At 39.6% G+C, this 17,874-nt stretch carries 15 protein-coding genes; 6 read left to right on the plus strand and 9 right to left on the minus strand.

Annotated features, from left to right (window positions below):
* Positions 1-5: 5 nt before the first annotated feature.
* Positions 6-284, minus strand: a complete 279-nt coding sequence (locus GTH24_RS18160; protein WP_241253993.1) for a hypothetical protein — start codon at positions 282-284, stop codon at positions 6-8.
* 194 nt (positions 285-478) lie between these two features.
* Positions 479-1,462, minus strand: a complete 984-nt coding sequence (locus tag GTH24_RS18165) for a quinone oxidoreductase (RefSeq protein WP_072070926.1) — start codon at positions 1,460-1,462, stop codon at positions 479-481.
* Positions 1,463-1,673: 211 nt separating this feature from the next.
* On the opposite strand from GTH24_RS18165, the gene dnaB reads away from it, so the two are divergent.
* From dnaB to GTH24_RS18180, 3 genes are read left to right on the plus strand one after another with little or no spacing between them, the layout of a single operon-like run.
* Positions 1,674-3,083, plus strand: a complete 1,410-nt coding sequence (gene dnaB, locus GTH24_RS18170) for a replicative DNA helicase (RefSeq protein ID WP_036934568.1) — start codon at positions 1,674-1,676, stop codon at positions 3,081-3,083.
* Positions 3,084-3,123: 40 nt separating this feature from the next.
* Positions 3,124-4,215 (plus strand): alanine racemase, encoded by a 1,092-nt coding sequence (alr, locus tag GTH24_RS18175; protein WP_072070927.1) that lies wholly within the window; start codon positions 3,124-3,126, stop codon positions 4,213-4,215.
* A 53-nt stretch (positions 4,216-4,268) separates the two neighbouring features.
* Positions 4,269-5,465 (plus strand): aromatic amino acid transaminase, encoded by a 1,197-nt coding sequence (locus tag GTH24_RS18180; RefSeq protein ID WP_072070928.1) that lies wholly within the window; start codon positions 4,269-4,271, stop codon positions 5,463-5,465.
* Positions 5,466-5,570: 105 nt separating this feature from the next.
* On the opposite strand, the gene GTH24_RS18185 is transcribed toward GTH24_RS18180, so the two are convergent.
* From GTH24_RS18185 to uvrA, 3 genes are all read right to left on the minus strand, one after another.
* Positions 5,571-6,920, minus strand: a complete 1,350-nt coding sequence (locus GTH24_RS18185) for a serine dehydratase subunit alpha family protein (RefSeq protein WP_072070929.1) — start codon at positions 6,918-6,920, stop codon at positions 5,571-5,573.
* A 64-nt stretch (positions 6,921-6,984) separates the two neighbouring features.
* Entirely contained in the window at positions 6,985-8,316 is a 1,332-nt protein-coding gene (locus GTH24_RS18190; RefSeq protein WP_072070930.1) for an amino acid permease, read from the minus strand.
* 666 nt (positions 8,317-8,982) lie between these two features.
* Positions 8,983-11,817: an excinuclease ABC subunit UvrA gene (gene uvrA, locus GTH24_RS18195; protein WP_072070931.1), complete on the minus strand. Its 2,835-nt coding sequence runs from the start codon at positions 11,815-11,817 to the stop codon at positions 8,983-8,985.
* Positions 11,818-12,069: 252 nt separating this feature from the next.
* Between uvrA and ssb1 the strand changes: the two genes are divergently transcribed.
* Both ssb1 and zur read left to right on the plus strand, forming a co-directional pair.
* Positions 12,070-12,597 carry a single-stranded DNA-binding protein SSB1 gene (gene ssb1, locus GTH24_RS18200; RefSeq protein ID WP_072070932.1) on the plus strand — a complete coding sequence of 176 codons (528 nt, stop codon included), beginning with the start codon at positions 12,070-12,072 and terminating at the stop codon, positions 12,595-12,597.
* A gap of 187 nt (positions 12,598-12,784) precedes the next feature.
* Positions 12,785-13,315 carry a zinc uptake transcriptional repressor Zur gene (gene zur, locus GTH24_RS18205; protein ID WP_072070933.1) on the plus strand — a complete coding sequence of 177 codons (531 nt, stop codon included), beginning with the start codon at positions 12,785-12,787 and terminating at the stop codon, positions 13,313-13,315.
* Positions 13,316-13,348: 33 nt separating this feature from the next.
* Here zur and GTH24_RS18210 read toward each other — a convergent pair whose 3' ends face one another.
* The 4 genes from GTH24_RS18210 to GTH24_RS18225 all read right to left on the minus strand — a co-directional run bounded on the left by GTH24_RS18210 (position 13,349) and on the right by GTH24_RS18225 (position 15,169).
* Complete coding sequence (locus GTH24_RS18210; protein ID WP_072070950.1) at positions 13,349-13,654, minus strand: type II toxin-antitoxin system RelE family toxin; 306 nt, start codon at positions 13,652-13,654, stop codon at positions 13,349-13,351.
* Positions 13,644-13,898 carry a type II toxin-antitoxin system RelB/DinJ family antitoxin gene (locus GTH24_RS18215; protein WP_072070934.1) on the minus strand — a complete coding sequence of 85 codons (255 nt, stop codon included), beginning with the start codon at positions 13,896-13,898 and terminating at the stop codon, positions 13,644-13,646. The genes GTH24_RS18210 and GTH24_RS18215 overlap by 11 nt, the downstream gene beginning before the upstream one ends.
* 160 nt (positions 13,899-14,058) lie before the next feature.
* Positions 14,059-14,670 carry a transcriptional repressor LexA gene (gene lexA, locus GTH24_RS18220; RefSeq protein WP_072070935.1) on the minus strand — a complete coding sequence of 204 codons (612 nt, stop codon included), beginning with the start codon at positions 14,668-14,670 and terminating at the stop codon, positions 14,059-14,061.
* Positions 14,671-14,797: 127 nt separating this feature from the next.
* Positions 14,798-15,169: a diacylglycerol kinase gene (locus GTH24_RS18225; RefSeq protein WP_006536373.1), complete on the minus strand. Its 372-nt coding sequence runs from the start codon at positions 15,167-15,169 to the stop codon at positions 14,798-14,800.
* 130 nt (positions 15,170-15,299) lie between these two features.
* Between GTH24_RS18225 and plsB the strand changes: the two genes are divergently transcribed.
* Positions 15,300-17,783: a glycerol-3-phosphate 1-O-acyltransferase PlsB gene (gene plsB / locus GTH24_RS18230; RefSeq protein WP_072070936.1), complete on the plus strand. Its 2,484-nt coding sequence runs from the start codon at positions 15,300-15,302 to the stop codon at positions 17,781-17,783.
* The last annotated feature ends 91 nt before the right edge of the window (positions 17,784-17,874 follow it).

Here is a 17,874-nt window from a genome sequence, read left to right on the forward strand (position 1 = left end):
TGCAATTAAATAAGCAATTTGAAATTCAAAGCCTCTTTAACTTCACTTTTACTTTCTTCTGAGCCCTCTTTCTTTTTAATATCAAAAAAGGCGTTTTGCATTAATTGAACTGATACATCCATTGATTTTTGAAATGAAGATAAATTATTATTTTCGCCCAATCGTTTAAATAACGCTTCTATCTTTTCATCAGCTACATCACGAATAAACTGTAATTCAACATTACTGACTTTATTATCTTCATAGATAAAATCAATAAAATCATTTAACTCATTCTTTTGCATAAACACTCCATACTCTATTAATAAAATTAATAAAAATGTAAATTAAAAGAGATAAAGTGAAAAATAAACAAAAAATAAAAATAAGTTTTTTTTTGATAATTAAAATAGGATTACATTATATGTATTAATAAAAAATAAATATTTAAAACCTGCCTAATTTATTTTAAACAGGTTTTAAATCTTACAAACCATAATTAAGGAATAAGTAGACTTGATCCTTGAGATTGTCGGCTTTCAAGATAACGATGCGCTTCTTTTGCATCTGCTAATGCAAATTTCTGATTATCTGGCACACTGACATCAATTTTACCACTACCAATTAATGCAAATAGCGCTTCACTTGCCGTATCTAGCTCTTCACGGGTTGTGATATAACCCGAAATAGATGGGCGCGTCACATATAAAGAACCTTTTTTATTGAGAATACCTAAATCAACACCCGTTACTGCACCTGATGCGTTACCGAAACTCACCATTAAACCTCGGTGCTGCAAACAGTCTAACGAGTCTAACCAAGTCGCTTTACCGACAGAATCATAAACAACTGGCACTTTTTGATTATTAGTCAAGGCCAATACACGCTCAACTATTGATTCTGTTTGATAATTAATTACTTCCCATGCACCTGCGGCTTTTGCTCTAACAACCTTTTCATCACTGCCTGCTGTACCTATCATTTTTGCACCAATGGCTTTAGCCCATTGGCTTGCAATTAAACCAACGCCACCCGCTGCTGCGTGGAATAAAAAGGCTTCACCCGCTTGTAATTTATAGGTTTCATTGAAGAGATAATAAACCGTTAATCCTTTTAGGAAAGAGGCGGCAGCTTGTTCAAAAGAGATATTATCAGGCAGACGCGCCACTTTATTTTCTGGTACATTATGCGTATCGCTATAAGCCCCTAGCGGAGATTGGGCATACACAACTCGGTCCCCTTCTTTTAGTGAAGTCACTTTAGCGCCTGTTTTGATAATAATGCCCGCAGCTTCAGTGCCTAATCCGCTTGGAAATTGGCTTACAGGATATAACCCACTACGTACATAAGTATCAATATAGTTAATACCAATTGCCTTATTGGTAACCTGAACTTCGTGATCACCAAGAGGAGCGGGTGTAAATGTTGCTAACTCAAGAACATCTGCATCACCATGAGTTGCAAATTGAATACGTTTAGCCATTACTATCTCCTTTGTAGGATGAGAGGTTAAATAAACGAGCGCAAAAAGACCTTTAGAGATAATGACAAAGGATAGCTATTTCTACAAGGCACAGATAATTGGGTTAGCGTATACTAGAGCGAATTGATCTTTTTTTGCTGTAAAAATAAGCAGAAAAGATCAACACACTCTAATACGCTGACTGACACTTTTTCGATTTTATGCAGGATTTATGGCCAGAAATAAGACCACTGACAAACTGATGTCTGATATTAAAGACCGACAAATGGAGGGATTAAAGCTACCTCCCCATTCGCTGGAAGCAGAACAGTCCGTGTTAGGCGGTCTGATGATAGATAATGAACGTTGGGATAATGTTTCTGAACGTGTTACCGCAGAGGATTTTTATAGCCGACCTCATCGTACTATTTTCTCGCAAATGCAACGCTTGCTGGAATTAGGTAAACCTATTGACCTAATTACACTCTCAGAAGCATTAGAACAAAATGCCGAGTTAGACAGTGTTGGCGGTTTTGCTTATTTAGCAGAACTTTCTAAAAATACGCCAAGTGCGGCGAACATCAATGCTTATGCCGATATTGTCCGAGAACGTGCTGTCGTTCGCGATATGATAAAAGTCGCCAATGAGATCGCGGATGCTGGTTTTGATCCTCAAGGACGCACCAGTGAAGATCTACTCGATTTTGCCGAATCTAGAGTGTTCCAAATTGCTGAAACTCGTGCCAATAAAGATGAAGGTCCGAAAGCGATAGAAGCTATTTTAGAAGAAACCGTTGAAAAAATAGAACAGCTCTATCAAAAACCTCACGATGGTGTCACCGGGGTTTCTAGTGGTTATCAAGATCTTGATAAAAAAACTGCTGGATTACAAAAATCAGATTTAATTATTGTCGCAGCACGTCCTTCGATGGGTAAAACCACATTTGCCATGAACTTATGTGAAAATGCGGCAATGACAGAAGAAAAACCCGTACTTATCTTTAGTCTAGAGATGCCCGGCAACCAAATTATGATGCGTATGTTGGCATCATTATCTCGCGTTGATCAGACAAGAATTCGAACAGGCCAGCTTGATGATGAGGATTGGGCGCGTATTTCAAGCACCATGGGTATCTTGCTTGAAAAACGTAATATGTATATTGATGACTCATCGGGTTTAACACCAACAGAAGTACGCTCTCGTGCTCGTCGAATTTATCGTGAACATGGCGGTTTAAGCCTTATCATGATTGACTACCTACAGCTAATGAGAGTACCTTCATTATCTGAAAACAGAACATTAGAAATTGCTGAAATTTCGCGTTCATTAAAAGCATTAGCTAAAGAACTGCAAGTTCCCGTAGTTGCACTATCACAGTTAAACCGTAGTTTGGAACAACGTGCTGATAAGCGCCCTGTTAACTCCGACTTACGTGAATCAGGCTCTATCGAGCAGGATGCTGACCTTATTATGTTTATTTATCGTGATGAGGTTTATCACGAAAGTAGTGATTTAAAAGGTGTTGCAGAAATTATCATCGGTAAACAACGTAACGGTCCAATTGGTACAGTCAGACTTACCTTTAACGGTCAATGGTCGCGCTTTGATAACTACGCTGGCCCTGCTTACGACGATGAATAATCACTAACCTTGATTTAATTAGAGGAAGTATTGAAATAATATGAAAGCGGCAACCGCAGTGATAGATCGCCGCGCTCTGCGTCACAATTTTCAGCATGTGAGAGACTATGCCCCACATAGCCACCTGATAGCTGTCGTGAAAGCAAACGCTTATGGTCATGGGTTATTAGAAACAGCGTATACCTTAATGGATAATGCTGATTGTTTTGGTGTTGCACGTATTGGTGAAGCATTAACCTTACGAAGTGGGGGCGTTGTAAAACCCATCCTCTTATTAGAAGGTTTTTTTGATATTGCTGATTTACCTATTTTGGTTGTCAACCATATTGAAACTGTCGTTCACAGCCAAGAGCAATTAGAAGCCTTAGAACAAGCTAATTTAGATGAACCCGTTAAAGTATGGATGAAAGTCGATACTGGCATGCACCGTTTAGGTATACGCCCTGAAGATGCACAAGCCTTTTATTTACGACTTTCTGCCTGCAAGAATGTACAACAACCTGTCAATATTGTGAGCCATTTTAGTCGCGCTGATGAACCCGATGTTCCTGAAGTAACACAAAAACAAATCTCACTATTTCAAGATTTTATTCAAAATAAAGCTGGTGATAAGTCTATCGCAGCTTCTGCTGGTATTTTATTTTGGCCTCAAGTTCATTATCAATGGGTTCGCCCCGGCATTATCACTTATGGCATCTCTCCTACTGGTGATGAAAGAACGGGCAAAGACTTTGGTTTAACCCCTGCAATGACGCTAAAAACAAGTCTGATCGCTGTTCGAAAACATAAAGCGGGTGAACCGGTTGGTTATGGCGGCACATGGGTAAGTGAAAAAGACACTTATCTTGGCGTTATCGCCATTGGTTATGGTGATGGCTATCCTCGCAGTGCGCCGTCCGGTACTCCTGTGTGGATTAATGGTCGAAAAGTGCCGATTGTGGGCCGCGTTTCTATGGATATGATCAGCGTCGATTTAGGGTCTGAACTTATTGATAGTGTTGGTGATGAAGCCATTTTATGGGGAGATGTGTTGCCCGTAGAAGAGATTGCCAAATATAGTGGCATTAGCGCCTATGAGTTGATTACAAAATTAACCTCACGCGTCATCATGGAATACCTAGACGAACAATAATACACACGATATTGTATCCCTATGACACACTCAAAGTGATTGGAGAAGAAGCCGTGTTTCAACAGGTTGAAGCGTTTCCGGGAGATCCCATTCTCTCATTGATGGATGTTTATAACAAAGACCCACGCCAGGATAAAATTAATTTAAGCATTGGTCTTTATTATGATGAAGAAGGCAAGACCCCTATTTTAGGAACAGTGTCAGTTGCACGCCAGCAACTCAATGCCATGACACCCACAGCAACACTTTATTTACCAATGGAAGGGCTGGCGCCTTATCGTAGCGAAATTCAAGATCTCCTTTTCGGTACAGATAATCCTCTAATTGCAGAAAAGAAAATTGCCACAATACAAACATTAGGTGGATCAGGGGCACTAAAAGTCGGTGCTGATTTTCTGCATCGTTATTTCCCAAGATCGGAAGTGTGGATAAGCGATCCTACTTGGGATAATCACGGCTCTATTTTTGCGGGTTCAGGCTTTAAGGTAAATTATTACCCTTACTTTGATCCTGAAACTAAAGGCGTTAAATTTGACGCACTCTTAGATTGCTTTAAAAAACTGCCTGAAAAAAGCATTGTATTAATGCATCCTTGTTGCCACAACCCCACTGGTTCTGATCTGACTAAAGATCAATGGGATCAAGTCACTGAAGTATTAAAATCTCGCCAAGCAATTCCATTTTTAGATATTGCTTATCAAGGATTTGCTGAAAACTTAGATGATGATGCTTACGCTATTCGTAGTATGGCGAAAGCAGGATTACCAATACTTATCAGTAATTCGTTTTCAAAAATCTTTGGGATCTACGGTGAACGTGCGGGCGGTTTATCCATTGTTTGTGATAACGCTACTGAATGCGAACATGTATTAGGTCAACTAAAAGCAGGTGTACGTCGCATCTATTCAAGCCCAGCAAATTACGGTGCACAAATTGTCAATAAAGTGCTCTCAGACCAAGTGTTAACAGCACAATGGCAAAAAGAAGTAGCACATATGCGTGATCGTATTAAAGAGATGAGAGTCACTTTAGTGAATGCCTTAAAAGTTGCATTACCTGAAAAGAACTTTGATCACTTATTAACACAACGTGGCATGTTTAGTTATACCGGTTTTACACAGGCACAAGTTGATAGATTACGAGACGAATTTGGTATTTATCTTGTTGGTACAGGTCGTGTTTGTATGGCTGGTGTCAATACAGGTAATGTTCAGCGCATTGCCCAAGCTTTTGCAGCTGTAAGTATTTAAATTACTCACACTCTTTTACGATAAAAAATACCTGCCTATTCTCATAAGCAGGTATTTCTTTTTTACTGCATAACAACATTCACTGTCATTTTAGGTTTTGACCTTTTATACATTGACAGCCTGCTTCTTTTCCCCGGCATTACGGCGCGCTTTTTCTTCCATAATCTCAATAATTTGAATATCCGTATATTGCATTGCACGACTGGCTAATGCACAAAGGTTTGCAATTGAGCTATCAACATCGTCACTGACAATACCATCAGTACCCGCAACACTTTGATTTTGCATCGCCATTAATACTGCTTTATAAGCACTCGCTGCACTACTCGATACTTTCATTGCACAGCTATTTGATGCGCCATCACAGATAATGCCACTGATATCACCAATCATACTGTTAATAGACATACTCACTGTAGTGAAATCTTTTGTCAGTAACCATGCCATTCCTGCAGCCGCCCCCATTGAAGCTGTGGTTGCAGCACAAAGAGCCGAAAGAGGTGGAAAATGGCTATGGACATAAATCGCCATTAAGTGTGATAAAACTAACGCACGCAATAAAGTTTCATCATCAGCATGGATAAATTCAGCAACAACCATAACAGGTAATGTTGCTGCGATCCCTTGATTACCTGAGCCTGAATTACTCATTGCGGGTAATACCGCACCACCCATGCGAGCATCAGAAGCAGCAGATGCTCTGATCATGATTTCATTAAGTAAATCTTTACCTAACAAACCTTTCTCTTGTTGCAGAATTAATGTACGACCAATGGCTAATCCATAGGTATTTTTTAGCCCTTCTTCTGATAAAGCACCGTTTAAATGGGCAGCATTGAGCATAAACTCAATCTCATTCACAGGCACATTAAGTGCGAAGTTATAGATATCTTCAGCACAAACATCAGTAAAAGGTTTTTCATCAGTACATTCACAATTATTGGCAAATGCTGTTTTATCTTCCTCAAAAACAACGTCACCATTACATTCACAACGAACAATATGTGTATGCTCTCTTGCAATACTGACAATGGCATAACCAGATTGGCCATACACTTTTGCTTCAGAATAAAGAACGTCTTCACATGGGGCTTTTACACCAACAGTGACTTTACCTTCAGCAACCAATGTTTTAGCTTGAGCAACTGCTTCCGAGGAAGCCTTTAGCAAGACTTCCAGCCCTGCATCAGGATCTCCACCCGTTGCACCCAGCGCAGCTGCAATAGGAAGCCCTGCCATTCCCGTTCCAGGTACGGTTACGCCCATTCCATTTTTCATTAAGTTTGGTGAAACCCAAGCCTCAACACGAACAACTGGCTCACCTAAAAGCGCGGTTGCTTTTGCCGCTGCCAGTGCTAATGAAATTGGCTCTGTACAACCTACTGCAGGTTTAACACCTTCACGTAACTGGCGAACAAACTGTGACCATAAATGAGAATTCTTGTTCTTGCTCATAATCTAACACCTTGGATTAATTTAGTTTTTTACAACAACGTCTAACTAGAACCGAAGTTGGCGACTATGAGAATGCCAAGAACGGAGAGATAACGAGCAGTAAACCGGTAAAGATAATCAGGTATAGTGACGCACCTTTGTATTTGTGTAACATAGGCACTTTGTACACTAAGTATGCAGGAATAAGGCAACCCACCATACCGAAGATTGGGCTACAAATTGACGTAAAGCTCAATACAGGCGCATTAAGAATGATGGCGCCCCATGCCAGTAGCACGGCGAAAATCATAATGCCGTTTTGTACCCATTTTTGGTTGATTTTTTCAGTAGGGATATAACGTTGCAGAATATTCATCACAATCCCTTGTGTTGCTTCACGGAAACCTAAATAAACACCAAAGAATGCAGTCATTACGGCAAAGATATTAAGCATAACGCTAACAACTGTTACCCAGCCGCCAGGGAAGAATTTCGCCGCAATCGCTAATGCTGAGATATTTTGTTCGTAGGCTTTAACGGCTTCATCATGACCCATTGCTAATGTGAATGAGATTGCATAGAAGAAAACAGTACAGAACAACACACCGAAAGCGATGTTCATTGCTCGTAACGCTTTATGACGAGCAACTTCACGGTTTTTATTACGACCACGGTAAGAGATAACCATTGGGCTTAATGTTTGGATAAACAGAATTGAAGTCAGTGTAAAAGGTAAAGTGATAATAGCTTCTTTAATTAAACGTCCTGCTGGTGGTAATGCTCCCACATTATAAAGATGCCACATACCAATCATGGAGATCCCTAACGCTGCAACAACAAACAGTTTAGTCAGCACCATAAAGCTTGATACTTTAAACAGTAATTGTTCACCACGAGAAGAGATAGCAACTAAGGCACAAATCAGGATCAAACCATAGAATGGATTTTCTGATAGTAAACCTTCAGTAACACCAAATGTTTGTAAGTAAGAAGCACTGTCATTGGTGATTGCTGTTGAGTAAACAAACATCCAAATAACTAACATCACAAAGTAGAGTGCACCTAATAAAATACCCCAGTTTTTACCGAGATAGCCGGTAATAACGCTTGGGTAGTCTTTACACTCTGGAGATTCAGCCAACGTATTGATAAATAAGCGCTGGAAAAGGTACATAGCTGGATAACCAATGATCGAGGATAGTAGGAAAACCCATAATCCCATCAGGCCGACCTGTACAGGTAAAAACACAATACCTGCACCGATAGCCATACCGATACTCATGATAACCCAGCCCACATCATTGCCGTCGAATTTAATAGCCGCACGCCATTCTTGTTCTGTCATACCTGCGCGGCGAGCGCCAGCACTAGTTGCGGGATAGCTTGTGGTCTCTGTTTTTGAGGAAGCCGTTTCCATATTAGTACTCACTTTTTATATTGTAATTGTTAATAGCAAAACGAATTTTGGGGGTAAAAAAGCTCTATCTAACGTTGCGATATCAAAATAACCTTATTATTTGCAGGCGTTATTTATTATGGGTAAATGATAGGGAATATTACGGAGAAAAAAGTTGTTATAAATCGTGATAGCCTGAAATGATTTGGAAAATAATTCTCCCTTAAGGAGAAAAGTAGGATTATCTGTTCAAAGAGCATAGTAAATAATAACCTTCCCTCTATTGTAACCCCCGATAATACACAACCAATTGATTAATAAATGAAAATATTTATTGTCATACAATAATAATCAAGTATAACAATTGAAACAAATCACCAAACAAACTGTGCTGTCTATCACGATATACTGTGATAATCTTTTCTGTTTAGCTTTGTTGTATCGTATTTGGTTAAAATTACGTTACAAAACAGCATGAATAACTATTTAATCTATTTTTTTATAAAAATGAGAATTAATAAGATAAAAATATATAAGGAAGTGAATAGTGAAAAGAGAATACTTTTTTCAATAGAATTAAATTCTATCATTTATGATAGATTTACTTTTCTTGAAGAAAAGCGCTACAAACAATAAAGGGTTTATTATCTGTAGCGCTTAGATTATAAGGTAATAAATAGCCTGGTACTAATAACCACGCTCTAGGATTGGCTTTAAGAATCTTGCGGTATGTGAACCTTCAAATTCGGCAACTTGCTCAGGTGTGCCCGATACCAAAATTTGTCCGCCACCACTTCCGCCTTCTGGGCCGAGATCGACAATCCAGTCTGCAGTTTTAATGACATCAAGATTATGCTCAATCACCACAATCGTATTACCTTGATCACGTAACTGGTGTAAAACGTCAAGTAATAGTTCAATATCAGCGAAATGAAGTCCTGTTGTGGGTTCATCTAAAATATATAATGTCTGCCCAGTACCACGTTTTGATAGCTCTTTCGCCAACTTAACCCGTTGTGCCTCACCACCTGATAATGTTGTCGCAGATTGTCCCAAACGAATATAAGACAGCCCAACATCAATCAATGTTTGTAACTTACGAGCCAGCGCAGGAACAGCATCAAAAAACTCTCTTGCCTCTTCGATAGTCATATCCAAGGCTTCGTGAATATTTTTCCCTTTGTATTTAATTTCAAGGGTCTCACGGTTATAGCGCTGACCTTTGCATTGATCGCAAGGAACATAAACATCCGGTAAAAAGTGCATTTCAACTTTTAATACACCATCACCTTGGCAAGCTTCACAGCGGCCACCTTTTACGTTGAAACTGAAACGACCCGGCGTATAACCACGAGTACGAGATTCTGGAACACCCGCAAATAACTCACGAATAGGTGTAAAAACGCCAGTATAAGTTGCTGGATTTGAACGAGGAGTTCGGCCAATTGGGCTTTGGTTAATATCGATAACTTTATCGAAATACTCGAGACCTTCAACATCTAAATAAGGCGCAGGAACAATAGTTGTAGCACCATTTAATTGACGTTGCGCAATAGGGAATAACGTATCATTGATAAGTGTTGATTTTCCTGAACCTGATACCCCTGTAATACAGGTAAATAAACCCACTGGTAATTTCAGATTTACATTTTTTAAGTTATTGCCTTTTGCACCAAGAATGGTCAGCATTTTTTCTCGATCAACCGGAACACGTTGCTCTGGAATAGCGATACGACGCTCACCACTTAAGAACTTACCTGTTAATGAATTCGGATTATTAATAATATCTTCAAGTGTCCCCTGAGCAACAATCTCACCACCATGAACGCCCGCGCCAGGGCCAATATCGATAACATGATCTGCTGCACGGATAGCATCTTCATCATGCTCAACAACGATCACGGTATTACCCAAATTACGCAGGTGGATCAATGTTTCAAGTAGGCGATCGTTATCTCGTTGATGTAATCCAATAGAAGGCTCATCTAATACATACATAACACCCACTAATCCAGCACCAATTTGGCTCGCCAAGCGAATACGCTGCGCTTCACCACCAGATAATGTTTCCGCTGAACGAGAAAGTGTGAGGTAATTTAAGCCAACATTGACTAAAAACTTCAGTCGATCGCCAATTTCTTTTAACACTTTTTCTGCAATCTTCGCTCGCTGTCCACTGAGTTTTAAGTTTTGGAAAAAGGTCATGGCATGCCCAATACTGTAATCTGCAATTTCAGGCAACGTCGTATTTTCAACATACACATGGCGGGCTTCACGGCGTAAACGCGTACCACCACATGATGCACAAGGACGGTTACTAATATACTTAGAAAGTTCTTCACGCACCGCGCTTGATTCTGTCTCACGGTAACGGCGTTCCATATTATTTAGTACACCTTCAAAAGGATGATGACGAACAACGACATCACCTCGGTCGTTAGTGTATTTAAATTCGATATTCTCTTTACCTGAGCCAGTTAAAACTATTTTTTGGATATTATCTGGCAAAGAATCAAACGGAGCTTCAACATCAAAATGATAATGTTCACTCAGTGAACGTAGCATCTGGAAATAGTAGAAATTGCGACGATCCCATCCTTTAATCGCACCACCAGCAAGAGAGATCTCACGGTTTTGGATCACTAAATCGGGATCAAAAAATTGCTGAACACCTAAACCATCGCAGGTTGGACAAGCCCCTGCTGGGTTGTTAAAAGAGAATAAACGAGGTTCTAACTCGCTCATGCTATAACCACAAACAGGACACGCGAAATTCGCAGAAAAAATAATGTCTTCTGCATTGTTATCATCCATATCAGAGATAACGGCAGTGCCACCTGAAAGTTCTAATGCGGTTTCAAAAGATTCTGCTAAACGTTGAGCAAGATCGTCACGGACTTTAAAACGGTCAATCACCACTTCAATAGTATGTTTTTTCTGTAATTCTAATGTCGGCGGATCAGAAAGATCACACACTTCACCGTCAATACGTGCACGAATATAGCCTTGAGCTGAAAGATTATTCAGTAGCTTAATGTGTTCACCTTTACGCTCTTTCACCACGGGTGCTAACAGCATTAAACGCTTGCCTTCAGGCTGTTCAAGCACATTATCAACCATTTGACTGACTGTTTGTGCTGCTAATGGAATATCGTGATCAGGGCAACGAGGCTCACCAACACGTGCAAATAAGAGACGTAGGTAATCGTGTATTTCGGTAATTGTTCCCACCGTTGAACGTGGGTTATGTGATGTAGATTTTTGTTCAATCGAAATAGCGGGAGATAAACCTTCAATGTGATCAACATCAGGTTTTTCCATTAACGAAAGAAACTGACGAGCATACGCAGAAAGTGATTCAACATAACGTCGTTGCCCTTCTGCATAAAGCGTATCAAAGGCCAAAGAGGATTTACCTGAGCCTGAAAGTCCCGTAATAACAATAAGTTTATCGCGAGGAATGACCAAATTGATATTTTTTAGATTATGGGTGCGAGCGCCCCGTACTTCGATTTTATCCATGAATATATCCCGGATTGAGAGAGTCGCCGAAAAAGAAATAATCGGATAATTATGACACAAAGTTAACTGAATGGATATACAGTATATATAGTGAAATTGAATGATGATGTAAACCTGTCATTTTGAGACAAAAAAATATCGACATTGTTCACAATTGAGAAATTCATCACACGTCATATTCAAATTTTAGCGTACGTGATAAACTTATTCGCTTATGATTTCAAAAAATTTACTTTCGCAGGAGTACCTCACATGGCGAGCAGAGGCGTAAACAAAGTTATTCTTATCGGTAATTTAGGGCAGGATCCAGAAATCCGTTATATGCCAAGTGGCGGTGCAGTTGCCAACCTAACACTGGCAACATCAGAAAGCTGGCGCGACAAACAAACCGGTGAAATGAAAGAAAAAACCGAGTGGCACCGTGTGGTAATTTTCGGCAAATTAGCTGAAATTGCAGGCGAATATCTGCGTAAAGGTTCACAAGTGTATATCGAAGGTCAATTACAAACACGTAAATGGCAAGACCAAAGTGGTCAAGACAGATATAGCACTGAAGTTGTCGTTAACATCGGTGGCTCAATGCAGATGTTAGGTGGTCGTGGTGGTCAAGATAGTGCGCCTTCACAAGGTGGTCAAGGCGGTTGGGGTCAACCACAACAGCCACAAGCATCACAACAATTTAGCGGTGGTGCGCAATCTCGCCCAGCACAACAACCCGCAGCAGCTCCAGCACCGAACAATGAACCTCCAATGGATTTCGATGACGATATTCCGTTCTAATTTTTAGAAAAAATCGTCTAAAACCATCTAAAAAATTAACCCAGCTTAGGCTGGGTTTTTTTGTTGATAATTATTACAGATCACCATGAAAAGTTATTTTCATAAACCCCACTTTACACAAAGGTTTGCTCTTGAAAAATATGATAGGATCTGTGTTATTAACAACGTCTGAGAGCATCTTATCCCCATGAATGAAGAGAAATTGCTCGCTCAGGCAGAAAAGATCTGCCAGAAACGAGGTGTTCGCCTGACTTCACAACGTCTGGCAGTATTGCGTCTGATAATGCAGCAACCTTCTGCTATTAGCGCATATGATTTATTGGATTTATTACGCCAAGTTGAGCCACAAGCTAAACCACCAACAGTCTATCGCGGGTTAGAATTTTTACTTGAGCAAGGATTTATCCATAAAATAGAATCCACCAACAGTTATGTACTTTGTCATCATTTTGATGATGTTGAACATACGTCAGTAATGCTAATTTGTGACCGTTGTTTATCTGTCACTGAAAAGAATAGCCATAAAATCGAAGATGCGATTTCATTACTGGCAAAAGAGAGTGGGTTTTATTTACGACATAGCGTTATCGAAATTCATGGATTGTGTTCACAGTGCCACGAAGCACAAGAGTGTACACATCCTGAAGGTTGTCACCATGATCACAGTATGGATGATAATCTTAAGCAGAGAAAAACTGGCGACTATAAGCCTCGTTGAGCTTATAAAAACAAAAAGCCAGCTAAATGCTGGCTAATACATGTTGTTCTTTTGAATTCTCACTTCAGCTAATGAATAAGCTTTACTCTCTTCACGCTTACCAACAGCAATAACTAAAATCACAACTTCAGAATCAATAACTTGGTAAACCAATCGAAAACCAGATGCTCGTAATTTAATCTTATAGCAACCCGCGAGATCATCTTTTAAGCGAGCTAACTCTATATAAGGGTTTTCCTGTAATTTTTTTAATTTCTTTTTAAATTGTTCTTTAATGCTTTGATCGAGTTTCTGCCATTCTTTCAAGGCACGCTTATCAAACTCAAGATTAAAGATTATCAATATTTACTCTTATACGTTTACTTGGTTTTTTCAAACGTTCACGTACAACAGCTAAAATATCCTCATCTTCATCCAGCTCCCCAACAACGACAGAAACTTCTGAGAAAGGTAATTTTTCATTTTCAGAAACATAACGTAGAAATAATCTTATGGCATCTGAAGGAGACAGGTTCATTTTTTCAAATACTTGATAAGCTTCTTTTTTGAGCTCATCGTCTACTCTAACTTGTATCGTTGTCATAAGCACCTCCGTAATTAAAACACATCATATTGTAATTACATTTGTAGTGTAATGGTGTTTTTTTATACAAATCAGAAATAAAAAATGCAGATGATTTTGTGGTTTTACACATCATCTGCACTTCTTTAAAATAAGTTATATTGACTTACTTTGGTATAAATTACAGCCATTCGCCGTTACGAATAACCCCTACTGCTAGACCTTCAACAGTAAAGCTTTGTTCGCGTAAATCGACGATAATTGGCGAAAACTCTGGGTTTTCTGCATGAAGTTCAATTTTATTACCGCTTTTCTTAAAGCGCTTTACTGTCACTTCATCTTCAATACGTGCCACAATCACTTGCCCGTTATGAACATCTTGTGTTTTATGCACAGCAAGTAAGTCGCCATCCATAATACCGATATCTTTCATCGACATACCATTAACACGCAATAAAAAATCTGCACTTGGTTTAAATAGCATTGGGTCAACTTGATAATGGCTTTCAATATGCTCTTGCGCTAAAAGTGGTTCACCCGCAGCAACTCGCCCAATTAATGGCAGTCCTTCTGGCTCTTCTTCCATTAGCAAACGGATACCTCTAGATGCACCAGAGATAATTTCTATCACACCTTTACGAGCAAGAGCTTTTAAGTGCTCTTCTGCCGCATTTGGTGAGCGAAACCCAAGTTGGGAAGCTATTTCAGCCCGTGTTGGTGGCATACCCGTTTGCGAAATGTGATCACGAACCAAATCGTAAACCTGCTGCTGCCTTGCAGTTAATGCTTTCATTCCGCCCCCTGTTTGTTTATACAGTCAGACTGTGAGTATATACAGGTATATGACGATTTGAAACCTTAAATGAATATAAAACACGCATCTTTGGATTATTTTTCGACAAAAATCGAATTTTTTAACTTTATGCGAAGAAATGCCCCCAAAGAATGGTTACCCAAGTAAATAATCCCAATATAATAGCAATGAGAACGGCGGCAGAACCCATATCTTTTGCACGCCCTGATAATTCGTGGTATTCAGATCCAATTCGATCGACAACCGCTTCTATTGCACTATTTACCAGTTCCAAGATCACAACCAATACAACGGAACCAATGAGTAAAATGCGCTCTAGACCACTGACATCTATGAAAAATGAAAGGATAATTGCAACCAAGGTCACAATTGCTTCTTGTCTAAAAGCGGCTTCATTAATCCAAGCAGCACGAATGCCCTTGTATGAATAGCCACCAGCTTTGATGATTCGGGTAAGACCTTTATTTTGATTAGCCATAATAAACTCTATCGAAAACAAACGATTATTTTGCCACTTTTCTCTATTAATATTGTCACAGCACCACAGATCTACGAAAGACTTTCTGTTATGCTTTCGAAGTATTGCTAATAAGAGGCTACAACTATTTATGTCAGCTTGGCGTAAACTATATTATAACACATTGAATTTACCACTAAAATTACTGGTAAAAAGTAAACGAGTTCCGACTAATCCTATCACTGAGTTAGGGTTGGATACGTCGCGATCTTTCCTTTATGTGCTACCTTATCATTCAAAGGCAGACTTACTGACATTAAGACAGCAATGTTTATCTTTAGGATTACCTGATCCACTGCAACCTATTGAGATAGGTGGTACTAAGCTCCCTGCGTATGTCTTTATTGATGACGGTCCAAGAGTATTCCGTTACTACTCACCTGATCCTCGTAAAGATTCCGTGAAAACATTCCACGCTTATCTTGATGCTCATCGTAATAACCCACACCTTGATATCGAGATGTTGCCGGTTTCCGTGATGTTTGGTCGCTCTCCTGGCCGTGAAGGTCATAATGGCGTTCCACATCTGCGCGTACTTAATGGGATCCAAAAATTTATCGCTATCCTCTGGTTAGGTCGTGATAGCTTTGTTCGTTTTTCACCGACTGTATCAATGCGTGAAATGGCAAACGAACACGGTACTGACACCAGTATAGCCCGAAAGCTCGCACGTGTTGCGCGTATTCACTTTTCTCGCCAGCGTTTAGCCGCTGTTGGTCCGAAATTACCAGCACGTCAAGATCTCTTCAATAAATTGCTTTCATCGAAAGCCATTGAAAAAGCAATTGAAGATGAATCAAAAGCGAAAAAAATCTCACTGGATAAAGCTCGCAAAAATGCCACTGATATCATGGAAGAAATTGCAGCTAATTTCTCATATGAAGCAGTACGTATTAGTGATCGCGTATTAAGTTGGACATGGAATAAGCTCTATCAAGGTATCAACGTCTATAATGCCGAACGTGTACGTAAACTCGCTCAAGATGGGCATGAGATTGTTTATGTACCTTGTCACCGTAGTCACATGGACTACCTATTGCTTTCTTATGTGCTTTATCATCAAGGCTTAGTTCCTCCACATATAGCTGCGGGTATTAACCTTAATTTCTGGCCAGCAGGCCCGATTTTCCGCCGTTTAGGGGCTTTCTTTATCCGAAGAACCTTTAAAGGTAACAAGCTATACTCCACTATTTTCCGTGAATATTTAGGTGAGCTATTTACACGTGGCTACTCTATTGAATATTTCGTTGAAGGTGGACGCTCTCGTACAGGTCGATTGTTAGATCCTAAAACAGGAACACTTTCAATGACAGTACAAGCAATGTTACGCGGTGAAACACGCCCTATCTCTGTTGTTCCTATTTATATTGGGTATGAACACGTTATGGAAGTGGCAACCTATGCCAAAGAATTACGTGGCGCAACAAAAGAGAAAGAAGGCTTTATGCAGATGGTGAGGGGTTTACGCAAATTACGTAACCTTGGCCAAGGTTATGTTAACTTTGGTGAACCTATCTCTGTTGCGCAGTACTTAAATCAAGCGGTTCCACAATGGCGTGATGATATTGACCCCATTGAGCCACAACGCCCAAGTTGGTTAAATCCAGCCGTAAGCGCACTGGCTGACAATATTATGGTTCATATCAATAATGCAGCCTCAATTAATGCAATTAACTTAGTATCAACGGCACTGTTGGCATCACGTCAGCGAGCACTCACTAGAGAACAGCTGTTAGAACAAGTCGATTGTTATCTACAATTATTACGTAATGTGCCTTATTCGGCTGACATGATTGTGTCTGATAAAAATGCTGAGGCGTTATTAGAACATGCTCTGCAATCAGATAAATTCTTAGTCGAAAAAGATAGTTTAGGTGATATTGTGGTGCTTCCTCGTGAAAGCGCAGTATTAATGACTTATTACCGCAATAACACGATCCATTTAATGGTTACTCCATCGTTAATTGCTAGCATCATCTTGCATCATGAAAAAATCCATCGTGATGATTTAATGAAACAGGTTGAATTAATCTTCCCTCTAATTAAAGCAGAGTTATTTATTCGCTATGAGAAAGAAGAGCTACCTGAAGTCATTAATACCTTGATAGCAGAACTTTGTCGTCAGCGTCTAATTTGTTGTGATAGTGATGGCTTACTACGCATTAACCCTGCTCGTATTCGTCCATTGCAGCTCTTAGCAGCTAGTGTTAGAGAAACATTGCAACGTTATGGTATTACGCTGTCTTTACTCAATTTTGCCCCTGAAATTAGTCGTGCATTATTGGAAAAAGAGAGCCGTATCTTGGCACAACGTCTTTCTGTATTACATGGCATCAACGCACCTGAATTCTTTGATAAAGCAGTATTCTCTACCTTAGTTTCAACACTGCGTGAAGAAGGCTATCTCAACGATAACGAAGATATCCTAAAAGCAGATGCATCTGCTCTTTACCAAGTGATTGCAAAATTAATGTCACCAGAAATTCGCTTAACCATTGAGAGTGTCGGTGTCACTGAAGATAACAATTCAGCACAGATAATTAATGAAAAAAGTGAGCCTAAAGCTGATAAATAATCAGTCATAACGCCATTATTAATAGAAAAGGGATAAGCATTACGCTTATCCCTTTTTGTTTCTACTCTATTATCGATAATAGCTTAGCGCT

This window comes from Proteus vulgaris (assembly GCF_011045815.1).
Taxonomy (GTDB): domain Bacteria; phylum Pseudomonadota; class Gammaproteobacteria; order Enterobacterales; family Enterobacteriaceae; genus Proteus; species Proteus vulgaris_B.

What these genes read in the sequence shown, in the direction of transcription:
- ssb1 (WP_072070932.1), top strand. Translation starts at nt 12,070, where the DNA reads ATGGCGAGCAGAGGCGTAAACAAAGTTATTCTTATCGGTAATTTAGGG.
- GTH24_RS18215 (WP_072070934.1), bottom strand. Translation starts at nt 13,898, where the DNA reads ATGACAACGATACAAGTTAGAGTAGACGATGAGCTCAAAAAAGAAGCT.
- GTH24_RS18160 (WP_241253993.1), bottom strand. Translation starts at nt 284, where the DNA reads ATGCAAAAGAATGAGTTAAATGATTTTATTGATTTTATCTATGAAGAT.
- GTH24_RS18165 (WP_072070926.1), bottom strand. Translation starts at nt 1,462, where the DNA reads ATGGCTAAACGTATTCAATTTGCAACTCATGGTGATGCAGATGTTCTT.
- zur (WP_072070933.1), top strand. Translation starts at nt 12,785, where the DNA reads ATGAATGAAGAGAAATTGCTCGCTCAGGCAGAAAAGATCTGCCAGAAA.
- plsB (WP_072070936.1), top strand. Translation starts at nt 15,300, where the DNA reads ATGTCAGCTTGGCGTAAACTATATTATAACACATTGAATTTACCACTA.
- uvrA (WP_072070931.1), bottom strand. Translation starts at nt 11,817, where the DNA reads ATGGATAAAATCGAAGTACGGGGCGCTCGCACCCATAATCTAAAAAAT.
- GTH24_RS18185 (WP_072070929.1), bottom strand. Translation starts at nt 6,920, where the DNA reads ATGAGCAAGAACAAGAATTCTCATTTATGGTCACAGTTTGTTCGCCAG.
- GTH24_RS18225 (WP_006536373.1), bottom strand. Translation starts at nt 15,169, where the DNA reads ATGGCTAATCAAAATAAAGGTCTTACCCGAATCATCAAAGCTGGTGGC.
- dnaB (WP_036934568.1), top strand. Translation starts at nt 1,674, where the DNA reads ATGGCCAGAAATAAGACCACTGACAAACTGATGTCTGATATTAAAGAC.
- lexA (WP_072070935.1), bottom strand. Translation starts at nt 14,670, where the DNA reads ATGAAAGCATTAACTGCAAGGCAGCAGCAGGTTTACGATTTGGTTCGT.
- alr (WP_072070927.1), top strand. Translation starts at nt 3,124, where the DNA reads ATGAAAGCGGCAACCGCAGTGATAGATCGCCGCGCTCTGCGTCACAAT.
- GTH24_RS18190 (WP_072070930.1), bottom strand. Translation starts at nt 8,316, where the DNA reads ATGGAAACGGCTTCCTCAAAAACAGAGACCACAAGCTATCCCGCAACT.